Origin of the sequence: Serratia rubidaea (genome assembly GCF_016026735.1) — a bacterium.
GTDB classification, from domain to species: domain Bacteria; phylum Pseudomonadota; class Gammaproteobacteria; order Enterobacterales; family Enterobacteriaceae; genus Serratia_B; species Serratia_B rubidaea.
Genome location: NZ_CP065640.1, coordinates 1654659 through 1668031, shown reverse-complemented (window position 1 = coordinate 1668031; position 13373 = coordinate 1654659). Strand labels below are relative to the sequence as shown.

The window sequence follows — 13373 nt, the reverse complement described above, 5'->3', positions numbered from 1 at the left end:
AGAACCGGATCGACAGACGAAAAAAAACCTGCTTTAAAAAGCAGGTTTTTCGAATGGTGGTCGGCGAGAGAGGATTATGCGCATCAAAGATGCGCCCCCTTCGGGCGTTGCTGCGCAACGTGGTCTCGCTACGCTCGGCTCAAACCTCCTTCGGAGGTTCTCATCCTCTTCAAGCTACAGACGAAAAAAAACCTGCTTTAAAAAAGCAGGTTTTTCGAATGGTGGTCGGCGAGAGAGGATTCGAACCTCCGACCCACTGGTCCCAAACCAGTTGCGCTACCAAGCTGCGCTACTCGCCGATGCGGGGCGCATCTTACTGCTGGCACACAGGGGCGTCAATCACTTTTTTACCCCGCCGGTGCGAACGGCGATAAAAGCGCCGAATCAGCCAAAAAAGCGCCGAAAGCCGCCGCCGTCAGGCCTGTGCGTCCTGTAGCCGCGGCGACTGCGCGCGCAGGAACGGCAGCAGGAACAGCGCCGACAGGCAGGCCGCCACCGAAATCACCACGAAGAAGCCGTTCCAGTGCCACACTTCCATCACCCGGGCGATCGGGTAGCCGGACAGCGCCGCGCCCAGATAGGCGAACAGGCCGACAAAGCCGGTGGCGGCGCCGGCGGCGTCCTTGTGCGAGCACTCCGCCGCCGCCATGCCGATCAGCATCTGCGGGCCGAAGATAAAGAAGCCGATAGCGAAGAAACAGGCGGCCTGCAGCAGGTAGGTCACCCCCGGCATCAGCCACAGCGCGGCGACGGACAGGAAAATGCCGATGGCGAAAATCAGGTTCATCGGGCCGCGGTTGCCGCGGAACAGCTTATCCGAGCCCCAGCCGGCCACCAGCGAGCCGATAAAGCCCCCCACCTCAAACAGCGCGATCGCCGAGTTGGCGGTCATCAGCGAGTAGCCCTTTTCCTGGGTCAGGTACAGGTTGCCCCAGTCATTGATCGCCGTACGCACGATATACACCAGCACATAGGAAGCCGCCAGCAGCCAGATATATTTATTGGTCAGCACATAGCGCTTGATGATTTCCCGGCCGCTCAACCCCTGCCCTTCGGATTCCTGCACCAGCTCCATCGCGTCGTTGCGCCATTTACCGACGCTCGGCAGCCCCATGCTGCTCGGCTTATCGCGCAGCCGCCAGCACATCAGCAGGCCCAGCGCCACGCCGATAATGCCGGGAATGATCATGCCGTAACGCCAGCTGAAGTGCAGCGAGATAAAGCCCACCAGCAGCGGGATCAGCGCGCCGCCGAAGTTATGCGAGGTGTTCCACACCGCCCACCAGCCGCCGCGTTCGGAGCGGGAGTACCAGCTGGTAAGAATTTTCGAGCACGGCGGCCAACCCCAGCCCTGGAAGAAGGCGTTGAGGATCCACAGCGTCCCCAGCATCAGCAGGGAAGAGCTGAGGCCGAAGAAGATATTCAGCACGCCGGTCATAATCAGCCCCAGCCCCATAAAATAGCGCGGGTTGGAGCGGTCGCTGAGCATGCCGGAGATAAATTTGGAGCAGCCGTAGGTGATATAGAACAGCGTGCCCAGAATGCCGACGTCCGACATGGTCAGGCCCAGGTCGCTGAGCATCGCCGGCATGATAAAGTTGAAGCTTTTGCGCGTGAAGTAAAAGGCCGCGTAGCCAATGTACATCGTCCACATCAGCTGGATACGCCAGTATTTATAGGTGGCGTCGACCTGTTGCCGATCGCTGACCTGCGGCGCGTCCGGGCTGCTTTTTAAAAAAGACCACATGTAAAACCTCAGAGAGTCTGAAAAGGGAGAGCAATCCCCGCGGGATCCCAGCCCGGCGGCGCCTCTGGCCGCAGCCGGAAAGATACCGCCACAGAATGCGCCGCGCGCGCGCAAATCCCTTACGCCAAATTCCCGGTTAAACCACGACTATTTCCTAGTTTTGCCGCTTCTCCGGCGAAACTGTGGGTAAGATCACATGCAGGCAGAGGCCCTGCTCCACCGTCAGCCGCAGCGTGCCGCCCAGCGCGCTGACGCGCTCCCGCATGCCGCGCAGGCCATAGCCCGGCTCATGACGCGCCAGATCGATACCGACGCCGTTGTCGCGCAGCGTCAGTTCAACCTGCGCCTGTCCGTCCGCCGGCGTATGCAGCCGCGCCGTCAGCTCGATGCGGCTGGCGTCGGCGTGGCGGCGCACGTTGGTCACCCCCTCCTGGCAGATGCGGTACAGGGTGATTTTCAGCGTGTCGTCCAGCGCCGGTTCCGGCACCTGCCACAGCAGTACGCCGGTCACCGAGTCGTCCTGCGGCAGCTGATCGCGCAGCATCGCCGCCACCGCCGCCGACAGCGGCAGGTTGTTCAGCGCCGCCGGCCACAGCTGGGTCAGCACGTCATGAACGCCGTCGTACACCCGCAGCGCCAACGCATCGATAGTGTCTGCGCAGGCCTGCACCTGCGGCTGCGGCGCCAGCCGCTTCACAATGCTGGCCTGGGTGCGGATCACGGTAACGTTTTGCCCCACTTCGTCATGCAGCTCGCGCGCCACCTCGCGCCTGGTCCGTTCTTCGGCAGTCACCAGCGCCCGCGCCAGCTGCCGGTTTTCCGCCAGCCGCCGCCGCAGCTGCTGATTCAGCTCCCGCTGACGCTGAATGCCGGCCCCCAGCAGCAGGCCGGTCAGGCTCTGCGCCAGCAGCGACAGCAGTAAATCGCGGTGGGCGTCCGGGCGCGGCGGTTCGCCGGCCATCAGCACCACGCCGTTCAGCAGCGTTGCCAGCAATGCGCCCTGCCAGCCGTAGCGGTAGGCCATAAACACGATGGGGATCGCCAGACAGAACGGCGCAAACCGCCGCAGCTCGGCGACGTTCACCTGCTGCTGCAGCCAGATGCTCAGGGCAAACAGCAGCAGATACATCGCCAGATGGCGCAGCCGCAGCCGCACCGGCTTATGGATCAGCCCCGGCTCCAGCGGCACCCAGATCTGACGCGCCAGATAGTGCCACAGCAGCAGGCAGGTCGGCGCGATGGTGAAGCCGCCCGTCAGCCCCAGCAGCAGCGCCCGCGCGCCGTCGCCGCTAAACAGCTGCCACACCGCCGCCTGCAGCACGGCGGCCAACGCCAGCACCGCGCCCTGCTGCAGCGGCCAGCGCCACTCGCTGTCGCTCTGCTGATGGCGCAATAGCCAGGGAGAGGCCGCACAGCTCAGCAGCACCGTCAGCGCCAGTACCGTCAGCGACGCCCACAGCGCCCGCGTCGCGCCGAACTGATCCGCCAGCAGCAGTATCAGCAGCACGTCGGCCAGCAGAATGCCCGGCCAGTAGCGGCGCGGGCTTTGCAGCAGAATGCCCATCCGCAGGCCGAACGGAAACAGCAGCAGCGCCTGCCACGGCGGGTCAATCAGCGCGGCGCCGATGCCCCACAGGCAAAAGACGCTGGCGGCGTAAATAAAAAACAGCGCGGCGCCGGCGATCACCGGTTCAGCATCCGTTGCGCCAGCTCTACGTTGTTGCTGACGCCGAGCTTGGCAAACAGGTTGGCGCGGTGCGCATGCACGGTTTTCGGCGACAGCCCCAGCGCGGCGGCAATCTCGCGCACCGTCTGCCCCTGCGCCAGCAGCAGCGCGATTTCACGCTCGCGCCGCGTCAGCGGATCGACGCTTTGCCGCGCCAGCTGGCGGGCGATGTCCGGCGTCAGGTAGACGCCGCCGCCGGCCACGGTGCGCACGGCGGTGATCAAATCTTCCGGCTTGCAGCGTTTGGATAAAAAGCCGCTGGCGCCGCGCGACAGCGCCAGCTCCACCAGCGCCGGGTTGTCATGCATCGACAGCATCACCACCCGGATGCCGGAAGGGATGTCCGCCAGCAGATCCAGCCCGCTGCCGTCCGGCATTGAGATATCGCAGATACAGACGTCGGCCTCCAGCCCCGGCAGGCCGCCGCGCGCCTGCGCCGCGCTGCTGAACTCGCCGACCACCTGGATATCCGCCTCCAGCGACAGCAACTGAACAAAGCCCGAGCGCACGATGTCATGATCGTCGATAAACGCCACGCGTAGGGTCATGGGGAAGCTCCGGTCCAAAAGGGAAAGGGCGCAGTATAACGCAAGCGCAGGCCGGATTAATTGACGGAGGAAAGGTATTCACGCCAACCAAACCGGGCGCAGCGCGCCCGGTCAGGCAGGTTACGGCTTGGCGACCGCGCCGGCGGCCGGCGCCGATGGCGCAGGCGCGGCCTTGGCCGCCAGCGGCGGCGCGTCAGGATTGTTGCACCAGTTATTTTTGGCGACGATGCCGCCGTCCGGTGAGGTATAGCCCAGACAGCCGAGAATGGTGTCAAACAGCTCGACGTGGCGGTGAGACTTACCGACCCGCTGCTGCGCCTGTAAACGCTCAAACGCGCTGCGGTTGTGGTCGTCCGCCAGATATTTATCCGACGCCCAGACCATCATCGGCACGCGGAACTGCTCCGGCGGCGCCATTTCGCGCGGCGTGCCGTGCAGGTGCGAGTTCTCGCCGATCGATTCGCCGTGGTCGGCGGCATAGAACACGATGGCTTTCTTATCGCGCACCTGGTCGATCACCTTATCGATAAAGCTGTCGGTATACAGCACGGTGTTGTCATAGGCGTTGATCAGCTGCTGCTTGGAACAGAAATCATCCACCCCCATGCACTCCGGCTGATAGCGCGCGTAGCTGCGCGGATAGCGCTGCGAGTACAGGTAGTGCGAGCCTTTGGTGTGCAGCACCACCAGGTGCTTACCTTTCGGATAGCGCGCCAGCGACTCTTTCATCTCATCCACCAGCAGCATATCGTCGACCGACTTACCGTCGTTGCGCTTCTCGGAGGCGATCATCTCGCGGAAGGAGTAGTTATTCACGTCGGTGTTGTTGTAGAACCACACTTCGCTCTGCATGGCGAACAGCTCGGAGGTAAAGCCCAGCTCTTTCAGCACCGCAAAGATATTCTGCTCTTTCAGCGTGCGCTGCGGGTTGTCCGACGTGCCGCCTTCGCGCACAAACATGCAGCGCAGCGACAGCTTGGTCGAGGTATCGCAGGACTCGCCGCGGAACGCCACCAGGTTTTTCTCCTTCGACAGCTTCGGCGTGGTGTCGCGCTCATAGCCCAGCATGCCCATATGGTCCCAGCGGGTGGTTTCGCCGATGATAAACACCACATAGGTATCGTCGATGCCGTCCGGCGCGACGTAGGTAAAGTGCTGCGCCGGATCGAACATATTGGCGGCATCCTGGCTCTCATCGTAGCGGGTATAGGCAAACAGCCCCAGCGCCGACAGCCAGTTGGACGGCAGGTAAGAGTGCGCGACTACGCCGCCGTAGCTCGGCAGGTCGACGTTGGTGATTTTCTCCTGCGCGGTCTGCTCTTTATCCAGCGTGCGCAGCGGCAGCCACACCAGCGCCACCACCGCCAGCAGCACCAGCAGCGGCTTCAGCCGCCGGCCCGGCGTTTTCAGCTGTTCAATCAGCGTATCGCGCAGATCGTTGCGCCAGATCAGCAGCAGCGGCAGCGCGCTGACCACCAGCATCCACACCACAAAGTGCATGCCGACCACTTCTTTCGACAGGTCGATATCCGTGGTCATCACCGACACGATAATGCCGTAGCCGATCACCACGTTGAAGAAGGTCATGTAATAGCTGGCCGCCACCGAAATCAGCACCAGCAGCGAGGCGACGATGCGGTAAAACAACCGACCGCCCAGCGATATCAGACGCATGATAAAGAAGGTGAACAGAACGATAGCAACAACTTCCGTTATTGCGGAAACAACCTTAATCCCCTGAATGCCGTGCGCAAATGAATCGAAACGACGATAAAAAACGGAAAGGTTTAAAAAGATGCCGATATAGATCGCTAACAATAACGATAAATTCTGCTGTGATAGCGATTTAACTTTGTTCATGCAACGCGGTAACTCCGGGGGACTTTTAAACTGTTCTGAAACCATTCAGACACTCAATGCGTCGGCAGGTTCAGCCGATCGGCAATAAGCCCTATTTTTTGCTCGATAATCAGGACGATTCTCAAACAATGGGCGTGTTGCCGCTTCAGACGCAGGGCGAGGCGGGAGAAACAAACAAAAAAATGGAGGGTTTCCCCTCCATTGTCAGCGCTCGAACGCGTTATTTCACGTTCAATATAACATCAATGTTGCCGCGGGTGGCATTGGAATATGGGCAAACGACGTGCGCTTTCTGCACCAGCGCTTCCGCCACGCTGCGCTCAACCCCCGGCAGGCTGATATCCAGCTGCACTTCAATGCCGAAACCGTTCGGAATTTCCCCGATGCCCACCGTGCCCTCAATGGCGGCGTCGGCAGGAATTTTGACCTTTTCCTTCGCGGCGACAAACTTCAGCGCGCCAAGGAAGCAGGCGGAATAGCCCGCGGCAAACAGCTGTTCCGGGTTGGTGACGTCACCGCCGGCGCCGCCCATCTCCTTCGGCACGCCCAGTTTTACGTCCAACACGCCGTCGGATGAGGTGGCGCGGCCGTCACGGCCGCCGGTGGCTTTCGCATGAGCACGGTACACAACTTTTTCAATAGACATCTTGGTTTCCTTCTTTCGGGTTGACCAACGGGCATCGCCCGCCAAACAGCTGGCGCGACGCTGTTAAGTTCACTATTAAATCGTGCACTACATAAATGCCGGACTACTTTTCAGTGTAGCGCACGATCGGCGATCGTGCGTGTTGCCTATCGCCCGGCGTTATACCTGGCCGAGCAGCTTGCCGCGCAGTTTTTCCAACTGCTGCTTCAGGCTCTGTACTTCTTCCAGACCGCAGTCCGACGCACACATCACCGCTTCCGGCACCGACTGCGCCTTGGCGCGCAGCGCGCGACCGGCCTCGGTCAGCGCGATGATCACCTGCCGTTCGTCGGCGGCGGCGCGATAGCGCACCAGCAGCCCGGCGGCCTCCAGACGCTTCAGCAGCGGCGTCAGCGTGGCGGAATCCAGAAACAGCCGCTCGCCGATATCGGATACGGTGATCTCATCCCGCTCCCACAGCACCAGCATCACCAGATATTGCGGATAGGTCAGCTCCAGCTGGCTGAGCAGCTTGCGATACACCTTATGCAGCGCCAGGTTTGCCGAATACAGCGCGAAACACATCTGTTGATCGAGCTGCAGCGCGTTCTTTTCGTTAAATGCGTGATTATCTTTCATGGTTTAAACATATATAGCACACGATAAAATAGCAAGCTATCGCGCGACAATTGTGCTATTTTTTTCTGTATGGGAACGCCGTCCGGGGAGAACAGGCCATGACAGCCACGCTGGTAGAACGCGCGCGTCGCTATGCGACCAAAGCGCATGCGGCCATCGATCAACGCCGTAAATACACCAATGACCCCTATATTGTGCACCCGCAGGCGGTGATGGAGCTGGTCCGCAGCGTCCCCCATACCGACGAGATGCTGGCGGCGGCCTGGCTGCACGACACGGTGGAGGACACCCCGACCACGCTGGCCGATCTTGAAAGCCATTTCGGCCCGCAGGTGGCGCAGCTGGTCGGTATGCTGACCAACGTCAGCACCCCCGGCAGCGGCAACCGCTATCAGCGTAAGAATGACGACCGCCGCCACAGCGCGCAAGCCTCGCCGCAGGCCAAAACCATCAAGCTGGCGGACCTGATCGACAACACCCGCTCGCTGCTGACCTACGACAGCCACTTCGCCCGCACCTACCTGATAGAGAAACAGCGCCTGCTGGAAGTGCTCACCGAAGGGGACAGCCGGCTCTGGCGGCAGGCCCACCATATTGTCGAGCAGGGGCTGGCCGCCCTGCTGCTGCCGCCGCACAGCGTGCCCGCCAGCTGGTTTGAGCATGCGCGCCAGCGCTACCGCGACAGCGAGCGATCATCCGCCTGAATGCGTCTAACATATAAGATAAAATTATCAAACCATCCCCTGCCGAACGTTTGACCATAGGCGTCTTCCGCAGCAATGCCGGGTAAAATGCGCTATTTGTCGCCATTTCCTGACAAATGTTGGCATTATTTCCGTCCATAAGTATGTGAAATATTTTACACCCACGCATCATCTGTCCCCGCTGACGATCTTATCGATAACATACATCAGTATTGTTAATATTATTCTGGACAAAAATACTTCATGGGATTATTACTGAGCCAACGTAATTTGCTTTAGGGATAAAAAGCCATGACGTTGCGTAATGAGATGGGACGCATCCTGATAACCGGCGCCGGAGGCCGGGTAGCCACTGTTTATCGTCTGGCCGTGGCCGGACGCCATGCGCTGCGGCTGGCGGAGCGCGATACCGCCCGCCTGACCGATATCGGCGCACATGATGAAATCGTCGCCTGCGACGTCCGGGATCTGCAGGCCTGCCGCCGCGCCTGCGACGGCATCGACACCGTGCTGCACCTGGCCGCCGACCCCTCGCCCAACGCCGATTTCTGCGGCTCGCTCAAAGACAACAATATCCTAGGTACCTTTAATATTTTCCGCGCCGCCAAAGACGCCGGCTGCCGGCGCGTGGTGTTCGCCAGCAGCGCGCAGGCGGTGGAGGGTTATCCGCTGGATTATCAGGTGCGCCCGGACGACGCGCCGCGGCCGAAAAACCTGTACGGCGCCAGTAAGGCGTTCGGTGAAGGCATCGCCGCCTATTTTGCTCATCAGGAAGGGCTGTCTGCGCTGTCGGTGCGCCTGGCCAACTTCTGTGCGCTGGAAGCGGGCCGCCAGATCAGCGCCCGCGCCATGAGCGCCTTTCTCAGCCACCGCGACGCCGCCGACCTGCTGGACCGCTGCATTCGCGTGACCAACGTGCACCATGCGGTGGTGCACGGCATCTCCGACAACCGCTACAAACGGCTGTCGCTGGAGGAGACCTCGCGGCTGCTGGGCTATCACCCGCAGGATGACGCGTTTCGTTTATCGGGTTTTGTCTGAACGCCGTTCAGATCGGCGAGCGCCGCAGCGCGCGTAAATGGCTGGCGATGCCCCAGTGCTGCAGCGTCAGCCCCTGGTTGCCGGCGTCAATAATCGAATAGCTGCCGCTCAGATGGCTGTACTTACTGGTTTCTTCCCCCGGGTTCGCGCCCTGCAGCTGCCAGATCAAAGCCTGAATGGCATGGCCGTGCGTCACCACGCCGGCGGTGCCGCAGGAGCCGGCGGGAAAACTGCGGAAAAAGGACATCAGTCGCTGCACCACCTGCAGCGCCGACTCGCCCTGCGGCGCCGTCGCCGTCGGTTCGCCGGCGAAGATACGGGCAAAGCCGCCCGGGTTACTGGAGATGGCCTGATGGTAGGACTGGCCCTGATAACAGCCGAAATGCTGTTCGTAGAGGCGCTCATCGCTGCGCACCACGCACTTGCAGTGCGCCGCCAGCGCCTGCGCGGTGGTCATCGCCCGGCCGGAAGGAGAACTAAAAATCTGCGTCAGCGTGGTGTCTTTCAGCGCCGCCATCAGCGCCGCAATCTGGCGATAGCCGTCGGCCGTCACCGGGCTGTCATGCTGTCCCTGAATGATCCCTTCGCGATTTCCCTGTGATTCTGCATGCCTGATGACGATAAAGCGCATAGCTCCCCCTCCGTGATGAAGGTTAACTATAGTTCATCGTGATGAAAGTGCTGGTTCACATATCGCCAAATGTTTTACAAGAGGTAAACAGCGGGGACGACAGCGGCCATCGCGGCCGCTGTCGTGCTATCAGGTTACTGATAAATATGGCGTTCCATCACCGTCATGGTGAACACCAGCGCATCCTCGCCCTGGTTGCGGTATGCGTGCGGCACATCGGTTTTGGCGACGGCGGAGCTGCCTGCCGGCACCAGCAGCGACACATCGCCGACCTGCACGGTCAGGCTGCCGCTTTCCACATGCAGCAGTTCCGTGGTGCCTGCCGGGTGGCCCTCTGAAGAGAAGTGCTCGCCGGGCTGCATCTCCCAACGCCAAAGCTCCAGCATATCCGGGCCGCTGGTGCCGGCCAACAGCCGGGCGCTGCCGCCCTGCGGCCCGCGCCACAGCGTGGGAATATCCTGCTGTGGGATCAGGTGCGCCTGCGGTTTACTGGCGACGTCGACAATATCGGCGACGGACAGCCCCATCGCGGCGGCGATTTTGCACAGAATGGCGATGCTGGGGTTAGCCTGCGCTTTCTCCACCTCCACCAGCATGCCTTTACTGATGCCGGCGCGGCGCGACAGTTCATCGAGCGACAGCTTCTGCTGGCGGCGAAATTCCCGGATGCGCCCGGCGACGGCGGCGCTTACCGAAACGACATCGGCGCCCGCATCGGTCGTTTTATTGACTTTTTTGGTCATTGGTCGCTAGTATGCAATAAATTGGTCATTACAGGATTATTCTATGCCTACCGTCACCCCGTCAATCGATCCCCGGATTACCCACCTGGCACCGGGCTTCCGGGCGCTGAGCATCCTGGTGGAACCCGCGCCGGTGCGCCATCCCGAGATCGGGGAAGCCGCGTTGCAACAGGCCTGTCAGGCGGTGACGGCCGGCGGCCCGGCATGGGCTGACGCGCATCTGGCGGCCTGGGATAACGTGTTCAAGGCATTCGGCACCAAGCCCAAACGCACCCCTTGCTCGGCGCAGGCGCTGCGCAAACGCGTGCTGCGCGACGGCGCAATGCCCGCCATTGACCCGGTGGTGGATCTCTACAACGCGGTCAGCCTGCGCTACGCGGTGCCGGTTGGCGGCGAGAATTTGGCTGCCTACGCCGGTCAGCCGCGGCTGACCCTTGCCGACGGCACGGAGCTGTTCGACACCATAAAAGAGGGGTTGCCGGCCCACGAAACGCCGGAGGCGGGCGAAGTGGTCTGGCGCGACGACACCGGCGTCACCTGCCGGCGCTGGAACTGGCGCCAGGGCGTCAGAACCCGCCTGAGCGTGGAAAGCCCGCTGATGTGGTTTATCCTCGAAAGCCTGCCGGAAATGCCGCCCGAAGCGCTGCAGCAGGCCGGCGACGCGCTGATCCAGGGGTTGGCGGCGATGATGCCCGGCGCGACGATCCAGTGGCAGTTGATTGGCACCGAACAATAGGAAAAATTTTCCACAGTTTTGCTGCTCTCGAATATCTGATGCGCCAGTTGAAATTCAACCTTTCAAGTGGCGATCAGATAATTTTTCTCAGAAGAACAAGTGATTAAATACCATTACAGAGTTACAAATATTCTTTTTTACCCAGCATTGTTACGTCATAAGCGCACTCTTTAATTTCGACGCTGGGTGCTTCTTTTCCTTCCGAAACATCGTATATAACGATATCATTACCTTTTGTTTTAATCTCATAGGTATGTCCATCTTTAGCCATAAAGCTATTTGAAAATGTCCGACCAAGATCTATACCATACATACTTCTTTCATCGTGACGCCACCATATTTTATATGCTTTTCCACCTTGGATAGAGTACTCAAGATAGCCTCTATTCAAAAATGATTGAGAAGGTGGCGCAGCTCCATCTACTCTTTTAGAATAACTGCTTTTAATGCCCATAACAGCAACTTTTGATGTTAATCCGTATACACCTTCAGATTTCATACACCTTTCATCAGACAACATTTTCTCCAATCGAAAAGGCGTTGGCTGGAAAGAGTTGTCTACTCGAATGAAAGCTTTATCTCTCCCCAAATAATCAGGCATAGAACTGCTTACATCTACTGAGCATCCAGTAAGAAAAAAAGCAGGCAACATAAAAATTAAACCATATTTCATATAAACATCCTTATCATTTAATTTTAAATCAAAACATTTTGATTTTTACTGACACTTCCACAAAAAAAACTTCAGCCTGCGCAATTTCTGCCGCCGAGGCACCATTTTGCGCCATATACTGCCCCAGCATAGAAGCAGCCTGACCAGCATTTATCATCCCATTCGGCAGGCTTAAGTGGTTATTGTCTACAACAACTCGGTGTTACAATCTTTTCTACCTGCTGAATTTTCGGTGTGTCAACTTTTTGCTCAGACGTGCTTTTTCAGCCCGTTACGCCATTTTCCCCTACGCTGTTAAAGAGCAACCAACGCCCTATCATCACAGCACTTTCCCCCCCTGCCATTACCACTGCGGGGGTGTAGCTTAAAGGTATTGTAAAAAGCAAAGTCCCGCCGCTGAAAGCGGGATTATTCTTAACTTAAATATTCCGATAGTGAAAAAACCACAAAATAAAACCTATCAATATCCCAGAAATAGCCACTTTAAAATAAGTAAATAACTTACCAATAAAAAACGAAATTATATCTTCTCCCCCTACAATCCAGTAACCAAGCAAACTGAACGATATTGTGATGATGAACAACATGATAAAAAGAGCAAAACATAGATAAAGCAACACAATGAAAGATCTACATCTGCTATTCATCATTGTTTTACCTCTTTGTTTTTCAGAGCTTCACTCATCCTCTCTGTAAATGTTCCAGAACCCGCCCCGCAGCTTACCCTCACCGGTAAATGGCTCGAGCCGCTGGGCTTTACCAACGGCCAAAAGATAGAGGTGCTCGCCGCACCGGGGCAGCTGCTCGTCCGGCTGGCGGAAGATACGTAACTAACTGATCTGTAAAAAACACCATCCGCAAGGGCTGGAATTTTTTATTAGTCGTCGTATTTAAAATCAATATTAATCTTTAAGGTCTCTACATTTACCGTTACTTCACAACCATGCCAGAACGGCTTCTCTTGAGACTTAAAATTATCTACAAAATAATCCCTTAACTCTACAAGCAAATCAAATAAATCACCATTCGCCTGCGCTCCAGCCGAAAACCAATCCGTATCACCCGTAGTTGCGTTCACATAGTCAAATTCACATTTACAATGGTCATTTTCAGGAGAAAGTTCTGCCCTCATTATAACTTTAGATGCGATATCAGGCGCAATAGCGAACAGGATCGAACCGATATCATTATAAATTTCTTGATCAGTTCTCATTACTTACCTCCTGGCGCATTCTTAAACGTTTCAGATATTGGCCTTCCACCATTTATAGAATACTCAACATAGAACTTATCCGGCCTGACGCTGTTACCTGTATAAGATGGTTGAATATTAACCTTAACATCTTTACCTTCGCTTAATGCCTTCGCCCAAGTGTTTTCCATCTGTTTCCAAGCACCTTTGTTCAGGTTTCCATCCATCGGTAACAGGTTCAATTTTTCACCAGGCCCATTAAAAATACTGGCGATTAGATGTCCCCCCTTTGCCACACTTACCCGCCTTACATTGCTGATAACCATTCCGGTCTTTCGCACTAGCGCTAAGAGTTGCTTCAACCTGAGTTGGTCTGGCCAGGTTGTCAGTATGATAAGTCTTATCACCATCCACCTTATAAACCGTATTCGGTTCCGGCTTGTTCATCGCTTTGTTCCAGGCACCTTTCTTACCCGAGTCTACAACAACGATGTTTTTACCTGCTTCA

14 protein-coding genes, 1 tRNA gene, 1 other RNA gene and 1 pseudogene are annotated in these 13373 nt (G+C 57.8%); 4 read left to right on the top strand and 13 right to left on the bottom strand.

All coding sequences use genetic code 11. The features are described 5' to 3' along the window. Window positions 1–57 precede the first annotated feature (57 nt). The 8 genes from I6G83_RS07670 to I6G83_RS07635 all read right to left on the bottom strand — a co-directional run bounded on the left by I6G83_RS07670 (window position 58) and on the right by I6G83_RS07635 (window position 7145). Window positions 58–185: non-coding RNA, RtT sRNA (locus tag I6G83_RS07670), on the bottom strand. A gap of 37 nt (window positions 186–222) precedes the next feature. Then, window positions 223–299 (bottom strand) — tRNA-Pro (locus I6G83_RS07665). A gap of 116 nt (window positions 300–415) precedes the next feature. Then, window positions 416–1747 (bottom strand): MFS transporter, encoded by a 1332-nt coding sequence (gene uhpC, locus I6G83_RS07660; RefSeq protein WP_015344092.1) that lies wholly within the window; start codon window positions 1745–1747, stop codon window positions 416–418. 154 nt (window positions 1748–1901) lie between these two features. Continuing rightward, on the bottom strand, window positions 1902–3434 hold the full coding sequence (gene uhpB / locus I6G83_RS07655) for a signal transduction histidine-protein kinase/phosphatase UhpB (protein WP_054305114.1): 1533 nt from the start codon (window positions 3432–3434) through the stop codon (window positions 1902–1904). After that, window positions 3431–4021: a transcriptional regulator UhpA gene (gene uhpA / locus I6G83_RS07650; protein WP_054305115.1), complete on the bottom strand. Its 591-nt coding sequence runs from the start codon at window positions 4019–4021 to the stop codon at window positions 3431–3433. The genes uhpB and uhpA overlap by 4 nt, the downstream gene beginning before the upstream one ends. Window positions 4022–4141: 120 nt before the next feature. Further along, window positions 4142–5881 carry a kdo(2)-lipid A phosphoethanolamine 7''-transferase gene (gene eptB, locus I6G83_RS07645; protein WP_054305116.1) on the bottom strand — a complete coding sequence of 580 codons (1740 nt, stop codon included), beginning with the start codon at window positions 5879–5881 and terminating at the stop codon, window positions 4142–4144. Window positions 5882–6101: 220 nt separating this feature from the next. After that, window positions 6102–6527, bottom strand: coding sequence for an organic hydroperoxide resistance protein (locus I6G83_RS07640; protein WP_015344087.1), 426 nt, complete (start codon window positions 6525–6527; stop codon window positions 6102–6104). A 159-nt stretch (window positions 6528–6686) separates the two neighbouring features. Continuing rightward, the gene (locus I6G83_RS07635) at window positions 6687–7145 is read right to left on the bottom strand and encodes a MarR family winged helix-turn-helix transcriptional regulator (protein WP_054305117.1); all 459 of its coding nucleotides are present in this window, start codon (window positions 7143–7145) and stop codon (window positions 6687–6689) included. 98 nt (window positions 7146–7243) lie between these two features. On the opposite strand from I6G83_RS07635, the gene I6G83_RS07630 reads away from it, so the two are divergent. Together I6G83_RS07630 and I6G83_RS07625 are read left to right on the top strand one after the other, a co-directional pair. After that, the gene (locus I6G83_RS07630) at window positions 7244–7849 is read left to right on the top strand and encodes an HD domain-containing protein (protein ID WP_015344085.1); all 606 of its coding nucleotides are present in this window, start codon (window positions 7244–7246) and stop codon (window positions 7847–7849) included. A gap of 291 nt (window positions 7850–8140) precedes the next feature. Next, window positions 8141–8890: an NAD-dependent epimerase/dehydratase family protein gene (locus I6G83_RS07625; RefSeq protein ID WP_054305118.1), complete on the top strand. Its 750-nt coding sequence runs from the start codon at window positions 8141–8143 to the stop codon at window positions 8888–8890. A 7-nt stretch (window positions 8891–8897) separates the two neighbouring features. On the opposite strand, the gene I6G83_RS07620 is transcribed toward I6G83_RS07625, so the two are convergent. After that, on the bottom strand, window positions 8898–9521 hold the full coding sequence (locus I6G83_RS07620) for a histidine phosphatase family protein (RefSeq protein WP_054305119.1): 624 nt from the start codon (window positions 9519–9521) through the stop codon (window positions 8898–8900). Window positions 9522–9655: 134 nt separating this feature from the next. Then, window positions 9656–10264 carry an XRE family transcriptional regulator gene (locus tag I6G83_RS07615; protein WP_054305120.1) on the bottom strand — a complete coding sequence of 203 codons (609 nt, stop codon included), beginning with the start codon at window positions 10262–10264 and terminating at the stop codon, window positions 9656–9658. Between the two features lie 43 nt (window positions 10265–10307). Between I6G83_RS07615 and I6G83_RS07610 the strand changes: the two genes are divergently transcribed. Beyond that, on the top strand, window positions 10308–11000 hold the full coding sequence (locus I6G83_RS07610) for a B3/B4 domain-containing protein (protein ID WP_054305121.1): 693 nt from the start codon (window positions 10308–10310) through the stop codon (window positions 10998–11000). Between the two features lie 121 nt (window positions 11001–11121). Here I6G83_RS07610 and I6G83_RS07605 read toward each other — a convergent pair whose 3' ends face one another. Continuing rightward, complete coding sequence (locus tag I6G83_RS07605) at window positions 11122–11673, bottom strand: hypothetical protein (protein ID WP_138111285.1); 552 nt, start codon at window positions 11671–11673, stop codon at window positions 11122–11124. 662 nt (window positions 11674–12335) lie between these two features. Here I6G83_RS07605 and I6G83_RS07600 point away from each other — a divergent pair. Then, on the top strand, window positions 12336–12503 hold the full coding sequence (locus tag I6G83_RS07600; protein WP_072186067.1) for a SymE family type I addiction module toxin: 168 nt from the start codon (window positions 12336–12338) through the stop codon (window positions 12501–12503). A 47-nt stretch (window positions 12504–12550) separates the two neighbouring features. On the opposite strand, the gene I6G83_RS07595 is transcribed toward I6G83_RS07600, so the two are convergent. Both I6G83_RS07595 and I6G83_RS23545 read right to left on the bottom strand, forming a co-directional pair. Continuing rightward, window positions 12551–12886, bottom strand: coding sequence for a hypothetical protein (locus tag I6G83_RS07595; protein WP_054305123.1), 336 nt, complete (start codon window positions 12884–12886; stop codon window positions 12551–12553). Then, window positions 12886–13312 (bottom strand): annotated as a pseudogene (locus I6G83_RS23545) (DNA/RNA non-specific endonuclease). The gene I6G83_RS07595 and the pseudogene I6G83_RS23545 overlap by 1 nt, the downstream one beginning before the upstream one ends. Between the last annotated feature and the right edge of the window lie 61 nt (window positions 13313–13373).

What these genes read in the sequence shown, in the direction of transcription:
- uhpC (WP_015344092.1), bottom strand. Translation starts at nt 1,747, where the DNA reads ATGTGGTCTTTTTTAAAAAGCAGCCCGGACGCGCCGCAGGTCAGCGAT.
- uhpA (WP_054305115.1), bottom strand. Translation starts at nt 4,021, where the DNA reads ATGACCCTACGCGTGGCGTTTATCGACGATCATGACATCGTGCGCTCG.
- eptB (WP_054305116.1), bottom strand. Translation starts at nt 5,881, where the DNA reads ATGAACAAAGTTAAATCGCTATCACAGCAGAATTTATCGTTATTGTTA.
- I6G83_RS07640 (WP_015344087.1), bottom strand. Translation starts at nt 6,527, where the DNA reads ATGTCTATTGAAAAAGTTGTGTACCGTGCTCATGCGAAAGCCACCGGC.
- I6G83_RS07635 (WP_054305117.1), bottom strand. Translation starts at nt 7,145, where the DNA reads ATGAAAGATAATCACGCATTTAACGAAAAGAACGCGCTGCAGCTCGAT.
- I6G83_RS07630 (WP_015344085.1), top strand. Translation starts at nt 7,244, where the DNA reads ATGACAGCCACGCTGGTAGAACGCGCGCGTCGCTATGCGACCAAAGCG.
- I6G83_RS07625 (WP_054305118.1), top strand. Translation starts at nt 8,141, where the DNA reads ATGACGTTGCGTAATGAGATGGGACGCATCCTGATAACCGGCGCCGGA.
- I6G83_RS07620 (WP_054305119.1), bottom strand. Translation starts at nt 9,521, where the DNA reads ATGCGCTTTATCGTCATCAGGCATGCAGAATCACAGGGAAATCGCGAA.
- I6G83_RS07615 (WP_054305120.1), bottom strand. Translation starts at nt 10,264, where the DNA reads ATGACCAAAAAAGTCAATAAAACGACCGATGCGGGCGCCGATGTCGTT.
- I6G83_RS07610 (WP_054305121.1), top strand. Translation starts at nt 10,308, where the DNA reads ATGCCTACCGTCACCCCGTCAATCGATCCCCGGATTACCCACCTGGCA.
- I6G83_RS07605 (WP_138111285.1), bottom strand. Translation starts at nt 11,673, where the DNA reads ATGAAATATGGTTTAATTTTTATGTTGCCTGCTTTTTTTCTTACTGGA.
- I6G83_RS07595 (WP_054305123.1), bottom strand. Translation starts at nt 12,886, where the DNA reads ATGAGAACTGATCAAGAAATTTATAATGATATCGGTTCGATCCTGTTC.